Annotated in this window: 16 protein-coding genes; 8 read left to right on the top strand and 8 right to left on the bottom strand. The window is 53.5% G+C overall.

Features of this window, described 5'->3' with window-relative positions; genetic code table 11:
* Window positions 1-53 precede the first annotated feature (53 nt).
* From ACW9KT_RS04675 to ACW9KT_RS04665, 3 genes are read right to left on the bottom strand one after another with little or no spacing between them, the layout of a single operon-like run.
* A complete protein-coding gene (locus tag ACW9KT_RS04675; protein ID WP_457078205.1) occupies window positions 54-1,010 on the bottom strand; it encodes a hypothetical protein in 957 nt (318 codons plus the stop codon).
* Window positions 970-1,752 carry a UDP-2,3-diacylglucosamine diphosphatase gene (locus ACW9KT_RS04670; RefSeq protein ID WP_457078204.1) on the bottom strand — a complete coding sequence of 261 codons (783 nt, stop codon included), beginning with the start codon at window positions 1,750-1,752 and terminating at the stop codon, window positions 970-972. The genes ACW9KT_RS04675 and ACW9KT_RS04670 overlap by 41 nt, the downstream gene beginning before the upstream one ends.
* Complete coding sequence (locus ACW9KT_RS04665) at window positions 1,727-2,380, bottom strand: LutC/YkgG family protein (RefSeq protein WP_457078203.1); 654 nt, start codon at window positions 2,378-2,380, stop codon at window positions 1,727-1,729. Before ACW9KT_RS04665 ends, ACW9KT_RS04670 begins: the two co-directional genes overlap by 26 nt.
* Before the next feature lie 156 nt (window positions 2,381-2,536).
* Between ACW9KT_RS04665 and ACW9KT_RS04660 the strand changes: the two genes are divergently transcribed.
* Both ACW9KT_RS04660 and ACW9KT_RS04655 read left to right on the top strand, forming a co-directional pair.
* A complete protein-coding gene (locus tag ACW9KT_RS04660; RefSeq protein ID WP_457078202.1) occupies window positions 2,537-3,520 on the top strand; it encodes a sulfatase-like hydrolase/transferase in 984 nt (327 codons plus the stop codon).
* A gap of 111 nt (window positions 3,521-3,631) precedes the next feature.
* The gene (locus ACW9KT_RS04655; RefSeq protein WP_457078201.1) at window positions 3,632-4,720 is read left to right on the top strand and encodes a hypothetical protein; all 1,089 of its coding nucleotides are present in this window, start codon (window positions 3,632-3,634) and stop codon (window positions 4,718-4,720) included.
* 100 nt (window positions 4,721-4,820) lie between these two features.
* Here ACW9KT_RS04655 and ftsH read toward each other — a convergent pair whose 3' ends face one another.
* Entirely contained in the window at window positions 4,821-6,932 is a 2,112-nt protein-coding gene (gene ftsH, locus ACW9KT_RS04650) for an ATP-dependent zinc metalloprotease FtsH (protein WP_457078200.1), read from the bottom strand.
* A gap of 47 nt (window positions 6,933-6,979) precedes the next feature.
* On the bottom strand, window positions 6,980-7,390 hold the full coding sequence (gene rsfS, locus ACW9KT_RS04645) for a ribosome silencing factor (RefSeq protein WP_457078199.1): 411 nt from the start codon (window positions 7,388-7,390) through the stop codon (window positions 6,980-6,982).
* 44 nt (window positions 7,391-7,434) lie between these two features.
* Between rsfS and ACW9KT_RS04640 the strand changes: the two genes are divergently transcribed.
* From ACW9KT_RS04640 to rlmB, 5 genes are all read left to right on the top strand, one after another.
* A complete protein-coding gene (locus ACW9KT_RS04640; RefSeq protein ID WP_457078198.1) occupies window positions 7,435-8,199 on the top strand; it encodes a biotin--[acetyl-CoA-carboxylase] ligase in 765 nt (254 codons plus the stop codon).
* Between the two features lie 295 nt (window positions 8,200-8,494).
* Window positions 8,495-9,082 carry a T9SS type A sorting domain-containing protein gene (locus ACW9KT_RS04635; RefSeq protein WP_457078197.1) on the top strand — a complete coding sequence of 196 codons (588 nt, stop codon included), beginning with the start codon at window positions 8,495-8,497 and terminating at the stop codon, window positions 9,080-9,082.
* A 167-nt stretch (window positions 9,083-9,249) separates the two neighbouring features.
* Window positions 9,250-12,234: a glycosyltransferase family 117 protein gene (locus tag ACW9KT_RS04630; protein WP_457078196.1), complete on the top strand. Its 2,985-nt coding sequence runs from the start codon at window positions 9,250-9,252 to the stop codon at window positions 12,232-12,234.
* A 171-nt stretch (window positions 12,235-12,405) separates the two neighbouring features.
* Window positions 12,406-13,620 (top strand): GWxTD domain-containing protein, encoded by a 1,215-nt coding sequence (locus tag ACW9KT_RS04625; protein WP_457078195.1) that lies wholly within the window; start codon window positions 12,406-12,408, stop codon window positions 13,618-13,620.
* Window positions 13,581-14,507: a 23S rRNA (guanosine(2251)-2'-O)-methyltransferase RlmB gene (rlmB, locus tag ACW9KT_RS04620; protein ID WP_457078194.1), complete on the top strand. Its 927-nt coding sequence runs from the start codon at window positions 13,581-13,583 to the stop codon at window positions 14,505-14,507. Before ACW9KT_RS04625 ends, rlmB begins: the two co-directional genes overlap by 40 nt.
* A 102-nt stretch (window positions 14,508-14,609) precedes the next feature.
* On the opposite strand, the gene ACW9KT_RS04615 is transcribed toward rlmB, so the two are convergent.
* Entirely contained in the window at window positions 14,610-17,081 is a 2,472-nt protein-coding gene (locus ACW9KT_RS04615) for a TonB-dependent receptor domain-containing protein (protein ID WP_457078193.1), read from the bottom strand.
* Window positions 17,082-17,382: 301 nt separating this feature from the next.
* On the opposite strand from ACW9KT_RS04615, the gene ACW9KT_RS04610 reads away from it, so the two are divergent.
* Window positions 17,383-18,291, top strand: coding sequence for a LysR substrate-binding domain-containing protein (locus ACW9KT_RS04610; RefSeq protein ID WP_457078192.1), 909 nt, complete (start codon window positions 17,383-17,385; stop codon window positions 18,289-18,291).
* Between the two features lie 99 nt (window positions 18,292-18,390).
* On the opposite strand, the gene ACW9KT_RS04605 is transcribed toward ACW9KT_RS04610, so the two are convergent.
* Window positions 18,391-19,479 (bottom strand): mannose-1-phosphate guanylyltransferase, encoded by a 1,089-nt coding sequence (locus ACW9KT_RS04605; RefSeq protein ID WP_457078191.1) that lies wholly within the window; start codon window positions 19,477-19,479, stop codon window positions 18,391-18,393.
* Window positions 19,480-19,651: 172 nt separating this feature from the next.
* Window positions 19,652-20,629, bottom strand: coding sequence for a KpsF/GutQ family sugar-phosphate isomerase (locus ACW9KT_RS04600; protein WP_457078190.1), 978 nt, complete (start codon window positions 20,627-20,629; stop codon window positions 19,652-19,654).
* Between the last annotated feature and the right edge of the window lie 119 nt (window positions 20,630-20,748).

The following is a 20,748-nucleotide window of genomic DNA, read 5'->3' as shown; positions in this document are numbered from 1 at the left end:
CCTTCCTGAAAAAGCAGAAAGGTTACTTATGTAAGCAGCTTAGGCTCTTAGTTTTAAAGTTTATACACCAATACCGCCGCAGGCGTCAGCAGATAAGCAAACTGCTCCCCTATCAGCACTTGCTGAACACCGGCCGGAGCACTCGGCAGTGCCTGCGTGCGCTCAGCCAACGTGTATAGCTGAAAGAAATGTAGAACTCTATTCGTCAGGTAATATAGTTCGTCGCCGCGAAAACCTACCGTAGTTAAACCAGCAAAGGGCAGTTTCTTGCGGTAGTTGCCGAGGTTATCGAACACATAAATTCCGCTGTTGCGGTCGACGAGGTAGAGGTTGTTTTGGTATTGGCGCAGGAAGCGGAAGTCGGGCTTGCTTCGGCCAATGATCAAATCCAGAGGCGTAGTTTGGCCGAAGCGCTGGGGCGCGGGGTCAAACTGGCGCAGGGTCAGGTCGCTCTCGTTGAGCAGCCAAAGCTTATCATCAGGGGCCAGCGTAGCTACCCGCACCATACCGTCGAAGTAATCTCCGAGCCGGAGTTGAGTAATGGGAGCCAGAAACCGATCGAGCAGGCGTATCTCCTGGCGGTCGTCGTAAAAGGCCATAATTTTAGACACGTTCCAAGCCTCGAGTTGGGCGGTGTGGCCCGGCAAGGGCGGCGAGTACACGTTCAGCGGCTGCCCATCGGGGCCATATTGGTGAATGTTGTCCTGCCCATCGGCCACATACAAATTGCCCCGCCGATCAAGCGAAGCCGCTCCCGTGCCCCGCAGGCTGATAGTGCGCACTAAGGTCCAGCCGTTGGCGGCGGTAGGGGTACTTTGGGGGGCAATTTTTCCTTTGTTGACGGAATCAGGAGCGGTGCGAGCGGGCGGCGCTACCGAGCCGGCAGCGGGTGCGGTGGTCTGCGCGTACAGATTGGGGGCTAGCAATAGCAAGGCACCAAGCAGAGCGACATATTTGCCCCCCAGACTTCTACTGCTCAAAGTGTTGCAAAGCCAACTGCTGTCCATCATACGAGGCGTAGGAGCAATAATTGACCCACTCACCCAAGTTTAAATAGCGGCTACCGGGCGCCACGGCCACATCAAGCGGCAGGTGACGATGACCAAAAACGTAGTAGTCGTGGTGGTGGCGCTGCTCTAGCTCGCGGCAATACACTAGCAACCATTCGTCCTCGCCAAAATACTTTTCATCAGCCGCCGCGTTTTGAATGCGGCTGCGCCGGCTCCACTGGTTGGCCAAACCGATACCAAAATTAGGATGCAAGCGCGCAAAAAGCCACTGAGATACGGGACTAGCAAAAATGCGCTTAAGCACTTTATAGGTGTAGTCCTTCGGGCCAAGGCCGTCGCCGTGGCCAATATGAAATAGCTGATTGCCAATGCGCTGGCTTACCGGGTGGCGCAGAATGGGAATGTTCAGCTCTTTGGTAAAGTAGTCGAACATCCACATATCGTGGTTGCCCGTGAAGAAAGTCACCGGCAAGCCGGCGTCGGTGAGTTCAGCTAGCTTGCCCTGAAGGCGAATAAATCCGCGCGGCACGGCGTGGCGGTACTCAAACCAGAAGTCAAAAATGTCGCCCAGCAGATAAATGGCGCCAGCATCTTGGGCCACGGTATCGAGCCAGCGCACGATACGGCGCTCCCGGGCGGCTGAGCTGGCGGCGTCAGGGGCACCGAGGTGGAAATCGGAGGCGAAATACACTTTGCGGCCGGGCGGCAGCGCTAGGTCAGGTAGTTGCAAGGGGCGCGTCATCCAACAAAAACAACACGAGGCTACGCGGACCATGCGCCCCGAGCACCAACGTTTTTTCAATATCAGCCGTGCGGCTGGGCCCTGTGGTCAGCGAAACCATGGACGGCAGCCGGTCGCTATAGCGCGCGGTTACCACGCTGAGTGCATCACCAATATCAGGCACAATTTGCGAGGTGCGGGCCAACACCAGATGCTGGTCGGGGTAAATGCTGAGGCGTCGGCCGGCCGCCGATGCTGCACTTACCAGTATGCTGCCAGTGCGGGCTACAAGGGCTTCACAGGTAGTTAAGCCCGCATCCGCCTTCTTGATAAAGTTGGTTTCGTCGCCGCTGTAAGCCACGCCACCTGCGTGCAGCATCTTTTTCAGCTCGGGCTCCCACACAAACAGGTTATCGAGCTGCTTATCTTTTTTGTAAGCAAACAGCTGGTCGTAGAAGTGCTCCTCCGATTCGCAATAATAAAATGCCCCCCCGACCCGCACAAAGCTCTGGGCGAAGTGTATGGCCAGATCGCCGGCTATCGGTGGATGCAGCGGAGCAGAAAAATCGGGAGCAGCCGGCTGAGGCGCCGGTTGCAGCAGCGCCTCACGGATGCGGCGCAGCATACGGTCGCGGGAGGTATCAGACATGATAGGCAAAGGTAGCAGAGTCAAACCAAGCAACGCCTTATTCTCTGTAGGACAAGTGGCGATTATTTGATATATTGATTATCAGTTATATATAGTTCGCCATCAATTTACTGCTCAGATCTATTAAATGTAAAATTGCTATTTCAGCCACGTATTATGGCCTTATTCACAACTCCTGGGCGGTGGAGCCGCTATAGTATCGGCAGTAGTCGGTTAAAGTATGTGCTTAGCCTTTGGTTGCTGGTTATATTCTCGTTTACGCCCCTGCCTCCCAAAAAACGGCTTCTGACCAAAAACGTCATTATCGTCGTCATCGATGGGCCTCGCTATTCTGAAACCTGGGGCAACACTCCTGGCATAATCCCTAATATGGCCTCGAAGCTGAAGCCCGCAGGTGTGTTCTTTTCCAGCTTTTACAACGACGGATTTACTTATACCAACTCCGGGCACGCTGCCATTACCACGGGAATAAATCAACCAATCGACAATTTCGAGGCAGAACTGCCGCAGCTGCCCTCCATTTTTCAATACTGGCGCAAAGCCACTGGTAAGCGCGCAACGGCTGCTTGGCTGATTAGCAGCAAAGACAAGCTGCACATTCTAGCTAATACCCAACATCCAGAATGGAAGGATCAATATCAGCCTTCCGTCGATTGTGGCATAAGTGGACCTGGCAGCGGCTACCGCGCCGATTCGCTGACTCTGGTAGCCGTCAAGCGGATACTGACGCAGCACAAGCCCAATCTGGTGCTGATCAATTTTATGGAGCCTGATGGCTACGCCCACGCTAATAATTGGGATAACTATCTGCGGGGGATAACGCGTGATGATCAGTACGTAGCACAGCTGTATGAATTCTTGCAACAGAGCAAGTCATATAGAAACAACACGGCCCTGTTCATCACGAATGACCACGGCCGCCACCTCGACGGCATCGGCACGGGCTTCGTTGATCATGGTGACGACTGCGAAGGGTGCCGTCATATTAGTCTGCTTGCCTTGGGGCCCGACTTCAAAAAAGGTCTTACTCAAACCGAGCATCATACCTTATTAGATATTCCCTCCACAGTAGCCTATTTGCTAGGATTTCGCTTCGAACAGGGTCAAGGAAAGGTGCTTGAAAGCTTGTTTAAGCGCTGATCTTTAGCTACTTTCATTATGCTCTCAAACGAAAACTACTTTCGTGCTACCGTTGGGGCGCCTTTTTAAACCGTCTATCCAAAAACGGTAGTTATACGATGGCGTTTCGCCGTGACGATCCGACTTCTATCGGTTCTGGCAAGCCTAAGCCTGCTGATTTGTCCGCCGTTATCTGCACCGGCCGGCAACCAGGAACAGCTGTACGCCGTCCCCAACGATAGCTCATTCTTTAGCAAGCAAGAACTAGTCGAGCTTACCCTCACGCTGCCACTGGACAAGATCCTTGCTGACCGCGGCGATGCGCCCGTTTTCCACTCAGCCCTTCTCACTTACCGCGACTCCAGCGCTACACCAAAAACGATGGATGTTCAGGTAAAAGTCCGCGGCAACCGGCGCAAAGACCCTGCTGTATGTCGATTTCCACCGCTGCTGGTGAAGTTTCCCCCGCAATTAGTAGAAAGCAGCATTTTTGGGAAAGTAGATGAGCTAAAACTCACCACGCATTGCCTGGAAGACACCTATACACTACGAGAGTATCTGGTGTACAAGCTCTACAATATTTTGACTGATAAGAGCTTCCGGGCCCGATTGTGTCGCATCACTTATCAGGATACTAGGCGCAAGGGCAAAGCAATGGTGTACTATGCCTTCTTTCTGGAAGATGCCAAAGCTATGGCCCTGCGCAGTCAGGCAACCATTGTTCCGAAGCCTTTCTTTATAGGCATGCAACACATGGAGCCGAAAGCAATGGCCACCATGGCTGTCTTCCAATACATGATTGGCAATACGGATTGGTCAGTACCTTATCGGCACAACACTCGAATGCTGATGCTGAACCAGCAGGCTAAACCCATTCCGGTCCCTTACGATTTCGACTACTCTGGTTTGGTGATGGCTCCGTATGCGGTGCCTCCCGCACAACTCGGCATTACTTCCGTGAGGGAGCGCCTGTTCAGAGGTTACAGCTTCACCCCAGAAATGTATGACGACGTGCGTAACCTATTCAACTCGCGGCGCGGAGATATGTATAAAGTTTATCTCTTGTGCCCATACCTTACTCAGCAAGAGAAAGTCTTTGCTACCAAGTATTTAGAAGAATTTTATATGGTATTAAATGACCCCAAAGACTTTCAGCGTCACATTGTGCGCATCGGGCAAAAAAATGATAAGACCTACACAAATGTTAAAGGCTTGAAATAAACGTGAATCAATTCTGCTCTCTTATTCTAGAAAGTAACAGCCACAAAAAAGCCAGTCTAGAAACAGACTGGCTTTTTTGTGGCTGTTACTACAAATGCCCCTAGAGCGTAGTGCCAACTGGGGTATCCTGACGACCTTCATTGCTATTGCCATCAGGACCGAAATCCAAGCCAGGCAAGTTGCTTTCGGGCAGGTCGTCGCTTAGCGGAATGGCGTGCTCACCTTTGCGCTCACTCAGGGTTTCGCTGCGGTCGGTGCCGGCCATATGGGCCTGGTAGCTAGTCTGAGTATCGTAAGGACGCTTACCTACCAGACGCTCTAAGTCGTCTTGTAGCAGCACTTCTTTTTCCAGCAGCTCTTTCGCTACAATTTCCAGTTCATGACGACGGTCGGTAAGCAGCGCTTTCGTGCGCTCATAAGCATCAGAGATGATGGTCCGCACTTCCTCGTCAATCATCTGTGAAGTCGCTTCAGAATAAGGCTTGTTGAAGCCGTACTCGTTTTGTCCCTTCGAATCATAGAAGGAAATGTTGCCTAGCTTCTCGTTCATACCATACATAGTCACGATGCTGTACGCCATCTTGGTAATACGCTCCAAGTCGCTCAGCGCACCAGTCGAGATTTTACCGAATACTAGATCTTCGGCAGCGCGGCCACCAAGAGCCATGCACATCTCATCAGTGAGCTGCTCCGTGTTGTATAGGAACTGCTCGCGGGGCAGATATTGAGCATAACCCAATGCTGCTACACCACGCGGAACAATACTTACTTTCACCAACGGGTCAGCGTGCTCCAAGAACCAACCAGCAATAGCGTGGCCAGCCTCATGGTAGGCAACAATACGCTTCTCGTTGGGCGAAATAATCTTGTTCTTCTTCTCCAAGCCACCAATTACGCGGTCAACGGCGTCGGTGAAGTCCTGCATCGTTACCATCTTCTTGTCGCGGCGAGCGGCAATAAGAGCGGCCTCGTTGCAAACGTTGGCTATTTCAGCGCCAGCAAAACCAGGCGTTTGAGCAGCTAGCTTGCGCGCATCCACATCAGGGCCCAAAGTCAAGGGCTTCAAGTGCACCTGGAAAATCTGGGTGCGGCCATTGATGTCGGGCTTGTCAATACTGATCTGACGGTCGAAACGACCGGGACGCAGCAATGCGGAGTCAAGGGTATCGGGGCGGTTAGTGGCAGCGAGGATAATAACGCCAGAATCTGTTCCGAAACCGTCCATTTCTACCAGCAGGGAGTTCAGCGTGTTCTCACGCTCGTCGTTGCCACCGGGCATCTTACCGCTGCTGCGGCTACGGCCAATGGCGTCAATCTCGTCGATGAAGATGATACAAGGTGCCTTGGCTTTGGCTTGCTTAAACAAGTCACGTACTCGAGCAGCACCTACACCCACGAACATTTCTACGAAGTCGGAACCCGAAAGCGAGAAGAAAGGCACATCGGCTTCGCCGGCTACAGCTTTCGCCATCAAGGTTTTACCCGTACCGGGAGGACCTACAAGCAGTGCGCCTTTCGGAATTTTGCCCCCCAAAACCGTAAACTTCGAGGGGTTCTTCAAGAACTCTACAATCTCTTCTACTTCTTCTTTGGCTTCTTCCAAACCGGCTACGTCCTTAAAGGTGATCTTCACCTTGTCACCACCCTCAAACAGGGCCGCGCGCGACTTGCCGATGTTGAAAATTTGCCCCCCGGCTCCGCCTGCGCCGCTCATGCGGCGCATCAGGAACCAGAAACCAACCATTAACAGAATGATAAGGCCCCAGCTTGAAAGCAGGCCATAGCCATCCTGACGCTGGTCAATATTCAGCCCCACTTGCTGCTCGCGCGGCAAGTTTGCCTGAATCTTGTCAAGGTCTTCTTTAAAGGTTTTACCATCCACGACCCGAAACGCGAACTGCGGTCCTTGGTCGAGCGTAAGCGGTCCACGGCGAGCCAGCTCCGTGTTATAACGGGTGCTTTTGGCAGCTTCCGGCTTCAGCGTTACTTCTACAGCCCGGTCGTTCACGAGTGTAACGTCGCGCACGTCACCAGCCAGCAGCATTTGTTCAAACTTCTGCTGATTGATGTCGACGGTAGAGTTGCTGCGGTTGAAGTAGAACATCGCGAAGATGAACAATACCAACCCGCCCAGCACCAAAAGCTGCATGCTCGGCCGAGGCGTAGGCGTCGGCAGCATGGGCTTTTTCTTTTTGGGTGTTGTATTTGGCATGAATAAGATATGTCAGGGAAAGACAAAGGCGGAACACGCCGCCTACGCTATTTGTTCGGTCCCATTGCGTTAGGAATAGTAACGTTTTCCTCCTCTAAATACTTTATATCGGCATCGCCCCACAGCTCTTCCAGAGCGTAGAACTGACGACGGTCGCGCAGAAAAACGTGCACCACTACGTCTACGTAGTCAAGCAGCACCCACTCACGGTTGGTGCGACCTTCGGTTTGCCAAGGATTCTGGCCGGTTATCTTTTCTACTTCTTCTTCTACTGAGCGGGCAATAGCATCAAGCTGGGTGTCGGAGGAAGCGGAGCAGATAACGAAGTAATCGGCAACGGCGTTCTTAAGTTCCTTAAGATTTAGCACTACAATGTCAACTGCCTTTTTCTCCTGCATGCCGCGCACAACCACGTCTGCCAAACTGTCCGAATCTTGCCGAACCAGGGTACTTTTCATAGGGTATTGTTAGGTTTGAAATCACAAAGTAAGAAAATCAGGCGGTGGTTATTTCCCCCCAAACCCTCTTCACGGGCCAACAGCTAATCTGGTTGCCTGAATGTGCCTCTACAAACACGGAGGCACAGCGCTTAATTGGCCAAAACCGCGCCACCGACGGCTGCGTGGTCATTACCGACAAACAGACGGCTGGCCGCGGCCAACGTGGCAACCGCTGGGAAGCCCAGCCTGGCGAAAACCTGACGCTGTCAGTCGTCTGGCGTCCCACGTTTTTGGCCGCCCCCGAACAGTTTCAGCTCAGCCAAGCCGTAGCCTTAGCCGTTCATGACTGGGCCACCAGCTTGCTCGGCCCCGACCCCGCGCTTCGGGTGAAGTGGCCAAACGATATTTTTTTCGGTGAACAGAAGCTGGGGGGCATTTTAATTGAAAACACGCTAAACGGTCCTAAAATTCAATCTAGCATCGTTGGAGTGGGCTTAAATATAAACCAACGTGAATTTGGCGTACCTACGGCTACTTCACTGGCTTATCTGACTGGTCGCCAATACGGCCTGCCGGCCTTGGCTTCTCACTTGCTGGAATGCCTCGAGCGACGCTATCTGCAACTGCGGGCCGGGCAGGTAGCTAGCCTGCGCCAAGCCTACTTAAGCGCCTTGTACCGGTCCCAAGCCTTATGCCCCTACGAGGTAGATGGACGGCGTATTCTGGGCCAGATAAGGGGAGTAAATGATGCCGGCCAACTTGAAGTTGAAATAGCAGGAGAGCTTCGGCAGTTCAGTTTACAGGAAATAAAATACCTGCCTTCCTAAGCCCACCAAAGCAAATAAAGTGATTATAAATGATTTAGTGAGATAAATACGCAGTAATACTCTCAATAGCTACAATATCTATTTTTTTGATTATATTGAAATAATTTATTTGAACAATAAACCTTCCTGCAACCTTTGCATCTAAGGTGGTATCTCTATGGCTGAACTATTGGCAGCATTCAGAAGCAGGCATGGTGCTTGTCTTAAGCAGTCAAAACACAGTCTAGGAGGCATTTTACCTCTGTATCGTCGCACGGCTTCTATTAGAGGCCGTACTCAATTTAGCTACTTCAACATGTATATCTCTACTCGTTTGTTATTAGTGCTGACGCTAGTTTTGGCGCAGCTATCGGCGGTGGCCACTTCGGTGCACCCACCCCTCTACCAGCCACCCGCCGATAGCGGACGCCAGCAGTTGCAGATGGGCTTAGGCAGCCGCACGGCTCGCCTCACTACCCCCTTGCGCACGGAGTTCTCGACTAGTATTTTCCGTCATACCCCCTTTAGCAATCTACCAGCACCTACCATTTTTGCCTTTCGCAGCCCGTTTTCTGGCTCAAACAAGAAATCGGCAGCACAGGCTGTAAGCACGCCGGCCGCACCCGCCCAGGACAGTCGGCTTAATATGCCCACGCTCAGCGTATACCCTAATCCGGCGCGTGGCATGGTGATGGTGAGCTTATCGCAGCCTCCGGCCCCCGACTCCAAACTACGCCTCAGCAACATCATCGGGCGCGAAGTTCGCACCCTACCCCTGCGCCCCGATTTGGCCACTTCTGGCATTGCAATGAATCTTTCTGATCTACCGGCAGGCATGTATTTCTACAGCTTAGTCGTAAACGATAAAGTAGTGAGCACCAAGCGACTGGTATTGCAGAACTAACTCTGTAGTCGTTCGCAAGCCCTGATATTGCTTTATGGCAAAAGCAGCTGAATTATTCAGCTGCTTTTTTTGTGTCCATTAAAACCCACTGTAGGCACGTTGGGGGGCAAATCTGCGGTGCGGCCGGATTTATTATCTACTTTTGGCCCTTCTCTGACCAAGCAAGTATGTACCGTTATAAAAGTCTGAATAACCTAGTTGGCTGGCTCGTATTCGCCATTGCCACGCTTACTTACCTGATTACCCTAGAGCCGACGGCCAGTTACTGGGATTGCGGCGAGTTCATTGCCTGTTCGTACAAGCTACTAGTACCGCACCCTCCTGGAGCCCCCACCTTCCTGCTTTTGGGCCGCATTTTCTCGCTGTTTTCCTTCGGCGACGTGACCAAAGTAGCGGTGCTGGTGAATGCACTCTCGGCATTGAGCAGCTCATTTACGGTGCTGTTTCTGTTCTGGACCATCACGATGCTAGCCAAGAAGCTAGTGCTGCACCGTGCTCTTCCTAATTTAGAGCCCAACTCGGAGCCCACCTTTGGCCAGACGCTGCTGATTCTCGGCGCGGGTGTGGTAGGCGCCTTAGCCTTTGCCTTCTCCGATTCGTTTTGGTTTAACGCTGTGGAAGGCGAAGTATACGCCATGTCGTCACTGTGTACGGCTGTCGTCGTCTGGATAATGCTGAAGTGGGAAAACCGCGCGCATCAGGCCGATTCCGATAAATGGCTGATTCTAATTGCCTACATCATCGGTCTGTCAATTGGGGTTCACTTACTCAACCTGTTGGCATTGCCGGCACTAGGCTTTATCTACTATTACCGCCGCACAACTAATCCCACGTTGCTGGGGGGCATTTTGACACTGACGATCAGCATGATCATTGTCGGCTCTATCCTGGCAGGTATTATACCGGGCCTGCCCACAATTGCTGGCGGCTTCGAGGTGTTCTTCGTGAACTCCGTGGGGCTACCCTTTAATTGGGGAGTTATCATTTTCGTGCTGCTGCTACTAGGCTTTATTTACGCTGGCTTTCGCTACTCTTTCCGCACAGGCAGCAAGCTTGTAAACACGGGTATGCTGGTATTCGTGTTCATCCTCATTGGCTACTCTTCCTATTTGATTGTCCCGATTCGCTCTGGTTTCAATCCGACTATTGACGAGAACAAGCCCGACGATGTACTTTCCTTCGTGAGCTACCTCAAGCGCGAGCAGTACGGCGACCGGCCCTTGCTCTACGGCCCGCAGTTCAGCGCCCAACCCATCGACCAGACTGAAGGTGCACCCCGCTACGTGCGTGAGGGCGACAAGTATGTAATTGCGGAGCGCCGCCTTGAGACGATTTATCGGGCGGAGGACAAAATGCTTTTGCCCCGCCTCTACAGCCCCCAGCCTGACCACATTCGCTACTACCAAAAGTGGGTGGATGTGCAGAAAGATGTGAAGCCTACCATGGGTCAGAACCTAGCTTTCTTGTTCCGCTATCAGATGGGCCACATGTATTGGCGCTATTTCCTCTGGAACTTTGTGGGCCGCGAAAGCGACGTGCAGCAGGCCGGCGTAGTGTGGCCAACGAGCGCGCCCGCTAGTGAACTGCCGGTTCGCATCGGCAATAGCAAAGCCCACAATAACTTCCTCGCCATTCCCCTAATTTTAGGTTTGATTGGCTTATTCTTTCACGCGCAGCGCGACGGTCGCAATGCGTTTATCGTTGGCTTGCTGTTCCTGTTCACAGGTTTAGCTATTGTGCTGTACCTGAATCAGCCACCCATCGAGCCGCGGGAGCGTGACTATACATTCACGGGCTCCACCTACGCTTTTGCTATCTGGATTGGCTTGGGTGTAATTGGCTTGGCTGAGCTGTTGCGCAACATTTTGAAAGCCGATACGGTGCGGGCGGGTGTAGCCTTGGCTATAGGCCTGTTGGCCCCGGGCATCATGGCTGCCCAAGGCTGGGACGACCACGACCGCTCTGACCGGTATAGCTCTGTAGACTCGGCCAAAAACCTACTCAATTCATTGGCGCCTAATGCTATCTTGTTCACCAACGGCGACAATGACACTTTCCCGCTTTGGTACGCTCAGGAAGTAGAAGGCATCCGAACCGACGTGCGTGTGGCTGTATTGAGCTATCTGAACACCGATTGGTACATTGAGCAGATGCGCCGCCGCGCTTACAAGTCGCAGCCGCTGCCTATTTCGATGAAGCCGCAGAACTACGTGCAGGGCACAAATGATTATCTGCCTTACGTGGAAAATCCGGCGGTGCAGCAAGTCAATCTGAAGGAGTTCATTGAGCTTGTTGACGAGAATAGCCAGTTACTGCAAGTACAGACGCAGAGCGGACGCTCATTGCTGTCTTTCCCCACGAAGAAGTTCTTCCTGCCTATCGATACGGCGGCTGTCATGCGCTCGGGCATCATTCCGGCTGAGCGTCGCAAGCAGCTTGTTTCCACTATGGAGTGGAGCATGGGCGGCGGCGCTATCGAGAAGAAAAACCTGGTGATTCTGGATATGCTGGCTAGCAACAACTGGCAGCGCCCCATTTACTTCTCCAGTACCGTCGTGCCTTCCGACATGATGAACTTGCAGCCTTACTTTCAGCTTGAAGGAATGGCCTATCGCATCCTGCCTGCGCGCGACCCCGATTATGATCCGCGCGGCAATGAAGGGTATGTGGCGAAAGATCTCATGTTCGAAAACATGATGAAGAAGTTTGCCTTCCGAAATCTTGATAACCCGAACGTTTATTACGACGAGAACAGCCTGCGCTTTCCAGCTAACTACCGCGAGAAGTTCTCGCGCCTGACACAAGCCTATCTTGAGGCCGGCGACAAAGTAAAAGCCAAGCAGGTGCTGGATAAGGCCTTCTCCAGTATGCCTGACAAGTCTATTCCTTACGACTATTATACGCCGCAGTTTGTGGGGCCGTTGGTAGCGCTGGGCGAGCGGAAAAAGGCCACCGACATTCTGGATACGATGACTAATCGCTCGCAGCAAGCGCTGGCCTACTACTCCCGCAATAACAGCAGCTTGTTTGAGATGGAGATTCAAACCAACCTGCTTACCCTGCAAAGCGTGTATCAGGCCGCCGAGCAGATTGGCGACCAGGCTCGCGCCAGCAAAGCGGTGGAACTGCTGAACCAGTACTATCCGCGCTAACCGAGCCCGCGTTTGAATTAAGCAGCGTTTCTGTATAAAATGCCCCCCAGACTCAACCTGGGGGGCATTTTTAGTATCTCCCAATTAAAACCGAGGCTCAGCCGTTAAACCAATGGCGTCCACACCAGCAAAATCCGTTTAAGCTGGTTAAGTTAATCCACGCCGACTTCTATGAATAAACGCTCTTACTTGCTGCTTTTCATTCTTGTTTGCCTATTAGCGGGCCGGCCCGCCGCGCCCCGCCGCGACTTTAGCGGGCAGTATCGGCCGGGCCGCCGGGTAGTCGTTGATACGCGCCGCGAAGCCGATAGCTTGCGTCTGTATCTAAGCTTTCCCGATGGCAACGTGCTGAGTCCAGCGCAGCCCGTACGCATTCGGGCTTGGGCAAGCTACGACGCCCAACAGCCGCTCTGGCAGGATACCATTCCCCAACTGGCCCGCCGCACCAAGCGCGAAGGCATAACGACTTCCCTGGAATTTTGCCTACCCATGGCCAAGCTGCGAAGCGGGCAAGTGCTCAGTATTCAGCCCGGCCCCGATGCCGATGATACGGGCCATGAAGCCTGGATTTTACTCACGGATGAACGCATGGCCCGGCCCTTTGTGCTGGTTGACTCCGTGGGTGTGCCGCTACTCCGGCGCTACGTACACGCGGGCGAAGGCTTTGAAGTAAGCACTTACGGCCTAGAACAGCCCTGCCTACTACGGCGCTACGACAGCAATTTCTCCGCCGCTTTGCCCCCCATGACCAATCCGGCCGGGCAGCCACCGGCCGCACGCACCTTGGCCGTCCGCGATTCACTTACCTTCCAGGCCGTACAGCTAGTGGCCCTGGGGCGAGCGGGCTTGTACTTGCTCACCAGCGGAGCCGGCGGGCCAGCGAGCAGCTTACTGGTAGAGGAAAACAACTTTCCGGAGGTAACCACGGCCGCCGACCTCATTCAGCCGCTTATCTACCTTACTTCTTCCATCGAGCGAAAAAAACTGTACAACGCGCCCTCTCCTAAGAAAGCCGTAGATCAATTTTGGCTCGACGCCGCCAATGGGCAACAAGCGACTGCGCGCCAGCTTATTCGCACGTACTACGGCCGGGTGGCCGCCGCCAACCGACTTTTTTCGAGTTATAAAGCAGGTTGGATGACCGACCGGGGCATGCTTTACGTGGTAATGGGGCCACCCGACGTCGTATATCGGACGGGTGCGGAGGAGCGGTGGCTTTACCGTCAGCCAGAGGTTGGCACCAGCACATATGTGTTCCGCGCCAAACCCAGTACCTTTGCCCCCGAACACTATGAATTGGTGCGCCGACCTGAGCACGAAATGCTTTGGTATGCCGCCGTGGAGCAATGGAGAAAAGCCCCGACGACCGTCCGTCCCGGCCGCTGAACGAGCAGCGCCGTACTTTTTATGATGAACATGGCACCCGCCATGAGCCCCGCCGTGACCGGCCCGATGCCGGTCGGGGAGGCAGCCCAGCGGGCAAGCCCGACTATAAGCCGCGCTACCCGCACCGCCCGGCCGCCGACCGTAGCATTGATATGCTGTTTGGGCTGCGCCCTATTCAGGAAGCACTAAGTGCGGGCCGGACGCTAGAGAAGATATACTTGCTGCGCGGTACCAAAAACAGCATCACTCAGGAAATAACCGAGCTAGCCAAAGCCGCGAATATTCCCGTGTCGCTAGTGCCGCTAGAGAAGCTTAACGACCTGACCCGCAAAAACCACCAAGGCGCCGTAGCCTTCGTTTCGCCCATAGATTATGCCCCGCTCGATAGTATCCTGGCAGGCTTATTTGAGGCTGGAAAAACCCCTTTGCTGCTCTTACTTGACCGCGTAACGGACGTGCGGAACTTCGGAGCCATTGCCCGCAATGCCGAATGCTTGGGCGTGCATGCCATTGTGGTACCAAGCCGTGGCGCCGCCCAAATCAACGGTGACGCGCTCAAAACCTCGGCTGGCGCACTCAACCTGATTCCGGTGTGTCGGGAGCCTAACCTGAAGGAAACCATCACTTTTCTGCAGCAGTCAGGCGTGCAGGTAGTGGCTTGTACCGAAAAAGCCGACACCAGCCTCGAATCTGCCGCCGTAGACTTTACTGGCCCCGTAGCTGTGCTGATGGGTAGCGAAGAAGATGGTATTTCGCCCGAATATCTAAGGCTGGCTGACCACAAAGTTCGCATTCCGATGGCCGGCCAGATCGGCTCTCTGAATGTGTCGGTGGCCAGTGGCATTATGTTGTTTGAAGTGCTGCGTCAGCGTCTGCAAACCAAATAGAGCAGAGCCCTTCTTAAGAGCAAGCCCGTTGCCTACCTCAACAGTAGACAACGGGCTTGTTGCTTTAGATATATCATCCGCCCTTTGCGAAAGGCATATGTATTAGCCTCCTGCTTTCTGGTCATCATTACTGATGCTTTTCTTAGGTCGAGCGGGTCGGTTTTCGAGCTTACCGAAGCGGTAGTTGAAGGCTACACGCACCGTACGGTTGTAGAAATAAGAGTCACTGGCAAACTCGAAGCGGTCGGTGGCGAAGTCGTTGCGGAATACTAGCTGCCGATTGAACAGGTTGTTCACGCCCACCGTCAGGCTGCCTTTCTTGTCGAACAGTTCTTTACGCACGGCAATATTATACGTGCGGTAACCAGCTGCTCGGCCCTGCAGCTCCACGCGCCGCGAGCGAAACAAGCCCGTCATCTGGAGGCTCCAGCCTTTTTCGAGTTGCCAGCCTGAGTTGAAGTTGATGTTGTACATGGCGCCGCCGTTGCTCAGATTGAGAGCTGGGCTCGTCAAACGCATATAATACACGTCGATATTACTGCTCAAATTCCACTTAGGAGTAAGCTTAGTTGAGCCAAAAGCGCTGATTCCGTACGTGGCATTGCGGGCCAGATTCTGATAAGTGGTAAAGAGCACTCGGGTTGTATCATCGGTGGGCAGCAGCTGACTGCCGGGCACCAGGCGCGCCAGGCTTTCGATGGCGTTGTTGGTTTGGCGCCAGTAGCCGGTTAGCGTAATGGCGCTTTTGTTGATGAAAGTGTTGTAACCAATTTCGTAGGCGTCGGTTAGTTCCGGGTCGAGTGTGGGGTTGCCGGCCGAGATATTGCGGCGGTCGCTGGTATTGATGTAAGGGTTCAGATAGTAAATGCTGGGGCGCAACAGCCGGCGGGTGTAGCTGAATTTCAACTTCTGATTCTCACCTAAATCGTAAGCCAGCAGCGCACTCGGAATGAAGTTGGAATAATCGGTCTGTAAGCGCAGGTTGTTGGTGATAAAGTCGCCGTTGATGCGCGTGTATTCCATGCGGGCGCCGAGTTTAGCCGTCAGCTTACGGCCCATAGCAAAGCCATAGCTAGCGTAGCCCGCGTACACGTCCTGGTCGTAGCGAAACTCGTTGGAGCGCTCTGGCACGGCTACCAGACCGCGTCCGTCCAAGCTATCGGCCTCTATCAAATAGTCGCTGCTAACTGTGCGCAGAATAATTTTGCCCCCCAGCTCCACGGTGCGCGTACTATCCATCGGTAGCACGTAGTCGGTCTGCAAAGTGGCTTCGCGGTTGCGGCTGTCGTTGAAACTGGTTTCGCGATAGTCGTTGCGGCGCTCGGCGCGCTGTTGATCCAGGTCGTAGTCTACGTTTCCCTTGTTTACGCTGTATAGGGCCAACACGCTCAGTTCGTGTCCGCTACGGCCAGGCAGCGTTTTGGTGTAGCCGGCGTTCAAATCCATGTTTTTGTCGCCTTCCTTGGTCGTAATATCTCGGCTGTAGATATCCGCTAGCTGCGGCGTGATATAGGACGTAAACTGCCCCCGCTCATTGGTGTAGCCAAACACGTTGCCCCGCGCACTCACGTTGAATACATCTTTGGGCGTCAGGTCGTAGTCGAGGCCAAGTTGGACAAAGGCACCGCCGCCCAGGTTTGTAAAATCGCCTTGCTGCCGCAGCAGGCCCTGGGCATCGTCAGCCAGAAAATCGGTGCGGCGGGTGTCGCTACGGGCTACGTTGTAAAACCAGTTCGTGCCAGCGCTCACGCTCAGCCCAACGCTGCCCCGCCGACTATTCACGGTACTGTTCAGGCCCCCACCCCGCGTGCTGGCCGAGCCATTTACAGAGCCGTTCAGACCTTCCAGGTTGTTCTTTTTTAAAATGATATTGATAACTCCTGCCGAGCCTTCCGCATCATATCTGGCTGATGGCGAGGTTATCACTTCTACCGACTTGATCTGGTCAGCTGGAATTTGTCGTAGCGCTTCCGCCAGGTTAGTGGCCAGCAAGGTTGAAGGTTTACCGTTTACTAACACCCGAATGCTGGACGAGCCGCGCAGCTGCACGTTGCCGTTAAAATCTACACTAAGCATGGGGACTTTTTGCAAAACATCGGTGGCAGTACCACCAGCGTTGCTGATATCCTTATCGGCGTTGTAGACCAGCCGATCTACTTTGTTTTCGACCAACTCCCTCTCACCGGTAACCTTCACTTCGCTAAGCTGCTGTGTGGTAGGACTCAGAAAAATGCCCCCCAGACTCACCACTCCGCCTCCAGCCGGCACGGTTACGTTCTCTACTACCTTGGTTTGAAAACCTACAAAACTCACGCTTAGCTTGTAGGTGCCCGGGCCAATGTTGCCGAGCATAAACTGCCCTTTATCATCGCACGCGCCGGCACTGATGAGCTTGCTCGAAGCGGCCTCTAGTAAGGCTACGTTGGCGAATTCAACGGGCTGCTTTGTGGTTGCGTGAATTACATTTCCCGATAAGCGGCTACTACCCATGCTAGCACCGATCGGAACTTGGGCTAAAAGTGGTGCTTGAGCCAAACCGAGTAGAAAAAAAACAAACAGTAGAGTACGCTTCATATGCGAGAGAATTCGTGTTGCAGAAGTAGAGGTGCGCAAAGGGACTAGGAGTACTAGTAAGTAGTTGCTTAGAAATACGAAATATTTCGTATTTATTTTGAGCATCCCTCTATATCCCTTCATATTGATTGCGGGAGGTAAGAATTAAGGAGAAGATGAGGTAGTAAAATGCTAGTGTGGCGCTTCTAACAGCGCCATCAGCTACATGGCGGTCAGGTCAGGCCACTCCAACAATGCAATAGTAAGTGGCTGAAATTGATTCATCAAGCGTATTTTGCGACTCTATTAATATATTTTGGATATGAATAATCTTAAGCCAGACCTTGAGTTGCGCCTGCTTTGGTACTTTGTTACAGTAGCCGAGTACCTGCATTTCGGACGCGCTGCCGAATACATTGGAATCGAGCAACCGCCACTCAGTCAGCAGATTCGACGCCTGGAGGAAATGCTGGAATGCAGGCTTTTTGAGCGCACCAGCCGCAAAGTGCAGCTGACTGCCGCTGGTGAAGCGTTGCTACCCGAAGCGCAGCGACTTTTGGCCCACGGTCGGGCGGCCTCAGAAATCGTGCGCACCGTGGGGCAAGGTCGAACGGGGCTACTGACCGTTGGGTTTGCAGCTTCCACCCTGCTCTCGGCCGTACCGCCTATTATTCAGGCTTACCGTACCCGTTATCCGGGCGTGGAGCTACGCCTACGCGAGTTATCCACGGCGGCGCAGGTCGAGGAATTACGCACGGGGGCTATTAGCATCGGCTTCCTGCGCGAGCCGCTGCCGTTGCCGTGGCTGGCGGTGGAGGAAGTGGCTCGCGAAGCATTTGTGGCCGTGCTGCCGGGCAGCCATCCGCTGGCCGCCCGGGCTGCTTTGGCCCTGAACGAGATGATGAGTGAAGCTTTTGTGCTCTTTCCGCAGCGCGTGGCGCCCGCGCTGTTTGGCTTAGTGCAGAATCTATTTGTTACGGCTGGCTTTTATCCGCGGGTTGTACAGGAAGCGCTGGAGTGGACTACGATTGTGGCACTGGTGGAGGCTGGTATGGGCGTTTCGGTTGTGCCAGCTTCCTTCCAAAATCTTCGTTTGGGGCACGTGGTATATGTACCGCTTTCTTTTCCGGTATCCTACACACGCATTGCGGCTTGCTACCCGACTAGTCCCATCCCGGCCCTGACGCAAGGTTTTTTAAACGTGGTGCGAGAAGTAGCTCAGCAAGGCTAATTTGCCCCCACGCCACAGCGCCCGGCCCGCGCTGCTCATTTGGGAGCAGGCACGAACCGGGCGCTGATTTTTTATTTAAGCTAGATAGTCTAAAGCAGGCTAGTTGTAGCCATTGCCTTTCTTAGCGCGTACATCGGCCACAAATTCTTTCACGCGCTGCTCTTCCGAGCGCTTGCAGATCAACAACACGTTGTCGTACTCTGCCACGATGTAATTTTCTAGCCCTTGCACTACTACGAGGCGCTCGGATGGAGTTTTGATGACGCACTCCCGAGTGTCGTAGAGAATAGCGTCGCCGTCTACTACGTTGCCGTTTTCGTCGCCGCGTCCGATGCGGTGCAGGGAATCCCAAGTACCTAGGTCGCTCCAACCAAAATCAGCGGGCAGTACATACACGTTGTCGGCCTTCTCCATGATACCGTAGTCGATGCTGATATTGCGGCAACGCGAGTAAGCACCCGTGATAAAGTTGTCTTCCTGAGCAGTTCCCAGTTGGTCGGCTCCTTCGTCGAAGACTTCCGCAATGTCGCCCAAGTAGTGGTGGAAGGCTTCCACAATCACTTCAGCCCGCCAGATGAACAGGCCCGAATTCCAGAGGAAGTCACCACTGTCCACAAACATTTTGGCTAGCTCAAGATTAGGCTTCTCGGTGAAGGTCTTTACCTTCCGCAAGCTGCCAAACAGTTCGGTATGGTCGCCATCAATAAACTGAATATAACCGTAGCCGGTATCGGGGCGGGAGGGCTGAATACCAAGTGTAATCAGAATATCCTGGGTACGGGCGCGCTCGACGGCCTGACTGATAATCCCTCGAAACTCATCTTCGCGCAGTACAGCGTGGTCGGCGGGCGTCACGATAATAACGGCCTTGGGGTCGCGCTGCGCGATGCGGTAGCTAGCGTAGGCAATGCACGGCGCGGTATTGCGGCCAATGGGCTCACCTAAAATCTGATCTGCCGGCAAATCGGGCAGGTGTTGTTGTACTAGCTCGCTGTAGTCGCGGTTGGTTACGACAAACACATTCTCTGGGGGGCAAATGCCGGCAAAGCGGTCTACGGTGAGCTGCAACATGGAGCGGCCCACGCCCATTACGTCGTGAAACTGTTTGGGATGATTGGTGCGGCTAAAGGGCCAGAAGCGGCTTCCAATGCCGCCCGCCATCACGACGAGATACGTGTTTTGAGTCATAAAGCAGACCTGAAAGTTGCCAGGTTAAAGTGAAGTGATGAGCAAAGATCCGAAATATTCAGTTTGGCGTCGTTTCATACAGGAATCCGGCCAAAAGTACAGCTACCCTGAGTAGACGTACAAACACCTTAGCAAAAAGCGAGTACTCCATAATTAGAAGTAAACAGTTGAGTTATACCAGACCTTCGCGTAGCAAGTCATGCAGATGAATAAAGCCGCTGAACTGCCCGGCTTCCGTCACGATTAGTTGGGTAATGTTGCGCTCCTGCATACGAGCCAGCGCTTCGGCCGCGAAGTCATCGACATCAATCGTAATAGGCGAAGGCGTGAGAATGTCACGAGCCCGCACGTCCTCTAGGCGAGTAAAATTAGTAAGCATGCGGCGCAGGTCACCATCAGTGATGATGCCTAACAGGCTTCCCGTAGCATCGCTTAGCACGGCCGTGGCCCCCAGGCGCTTCCCCGATATTTCAAGAATTATCTCGCGCAGGGGGGCATTTTCCCGGACTTGTGGCACCTGGTTCTGCCTACTCAGGTCACCTACTTTTAAGTACAGCTTTTTGCCCAGCGTACCACCGGGATGCAAACGAGCAAAATCTGCGGTTGTGAACTCCCGAGACTCCAACAAGCAGACGGCTAGGGCATCGCCTAGGGCCAAGGCGGCGGTAGTGCTGGTGGTGGGGGCCAAATTGTGCGGGCAGGCCTCCCGCGTGATGGGAGCATGCAACACAAAGTTGGCCTGCACCGCTAAGTAAGAGTCAGCATTGGCGACCAGCGCGGCTAAGGATACTCCTTTGCGCTTGAGAAGGGGCACTAACACTTTTATTTCGGGGGTGTCGCCGCTTTTACTGATAGCAATGACAAAATCTTCTGGTTGTATCATGCCCAGGTCGCCGTGAATAGCGTCGGCGGCGTGCATAAACAAGGCTGGAGTGCCAGTAGAGTTAAGTGTGGCCACTATTTTGGCCGCAATGTGGGCACTTTTGCCAATACCCGTCACTACTACTCTACCCCGCAAAGAGAGAATTGCTTCAATGCATTGTGCAAAATCTGGTGATTTGTCCAGCGCCTCGGCTACCCCCTGGATGGCAGCGGCCTCCTCGTGCAACACTTTTTTTGCTATCAGGTTGAGTTCGTTCTGCGGTTTCAATCTAAATTTGATAGTGGGTATTGAGTCGTCAGTACTGAGTAGTTGGTTATTCATCCCGTCAATTGGTTTCGAGCCGTGGGCCGGTGGCTGTTGGTTGTGTTGCTTTTTGTCAGAATGAA

The sequence above is a fragment of the Hymenobacter sp. HD11105 genome (genome assembly GCF_054051685.1).
Note: the sequence above shows the minus strand (reverse complement) of the source record. Positions and strands in the feature narration are given on the sequence as shown.

Coding starts and splice junctions, on each gene's coding strand:
- ACW9KT_RS04615 (WP_457078193.1), bottom strand. CDS start 17,081: ATGAAGCGTACTCTACTGTTTGTTTTTTTTCTACTCGGTTTGGCTCAA.
- ACW9KT_RS04610 (WP_457078192.1), top strand. CDS start 17,383: ATGAATAATCTTAAGCCAGACCTTGAGTTGCGCCTGCTTTGGTACTTT.
- ACW9KT_RS04665 (WP_457078203.1), bottom strand. CDS start 2,380: ATGTCTGATACCTCCCGCGACCGTATGCTGCGCCGCATCCGTGAGGCG.
- ACW9KT_RS04630 (WP_457078196.1), top strand. CDS start 9,250: ATGTACCGTTATAAAAGTCTGAATAACCTAGTTGGCTGGCTCGTATTC.
- ACW9KT_RS04675 (WP_457078205.1), bottom strand. CDS start 1,010: ATGATGGACAGCAGTTGGCTTTGCAACACTTTGAGCAGTAGAAGTCTG.
- ACW9KT_RS04625 (WP_457078195.1), top strand. CDS start 12,406: ATGAATAAACGCTCTTACTTGCTGCTTTTCATTCTTGTTTGCCTATTA.
- ftsH (WP_457078200.1), bottom strand. CDS start 6,932: ATGCCAAATACAACACCCAAAAAGAAAAAGCCCATGCTGCCGACGCCT.
- ACW9KT_RS04605 (WP_457078191.1), bottom strand. CDS start 19,479: ATGACTCAAAACACGTATCTCGTCGTGATGGCGGGCGGCATTGGAAGC.
- rsfS (WP_457078199.1), bottom strand. CDS start 7,390: ATGAAAAGTACCCTGGTTCGGCAAGATTCGGACAGTTTGGCAGACGTG.
- ACW9KT_RS04635 (WP_457078197.1), top strand. CDS start 8,495: ATGTATATCTCTACTCGTTTGTTATTAGTGCTGACGCTAGTTTTGGCG.
- rlmB (WP_457078194.1), top strand. CDS start 13,581: ATGGAGAAAAGCCCCGACGACCGTCCGTCCCGGCCGCTGAACGAGCAG.
- ACW9KT_RS04670 (WP_457078204.1), bottom strand. CDS start 1,752: ATGACGCGCCCCTTGCAACTACCTGACCTAGCGCTGCCGCCCGGCCGC.
- ACW9KT_RS04660 (WP_457078202.1), top strand. CDS start 2,537: ATGGCCTTATTCACAACTCCTGGGCGGTGGAGCCGCTATAGTATCGGC.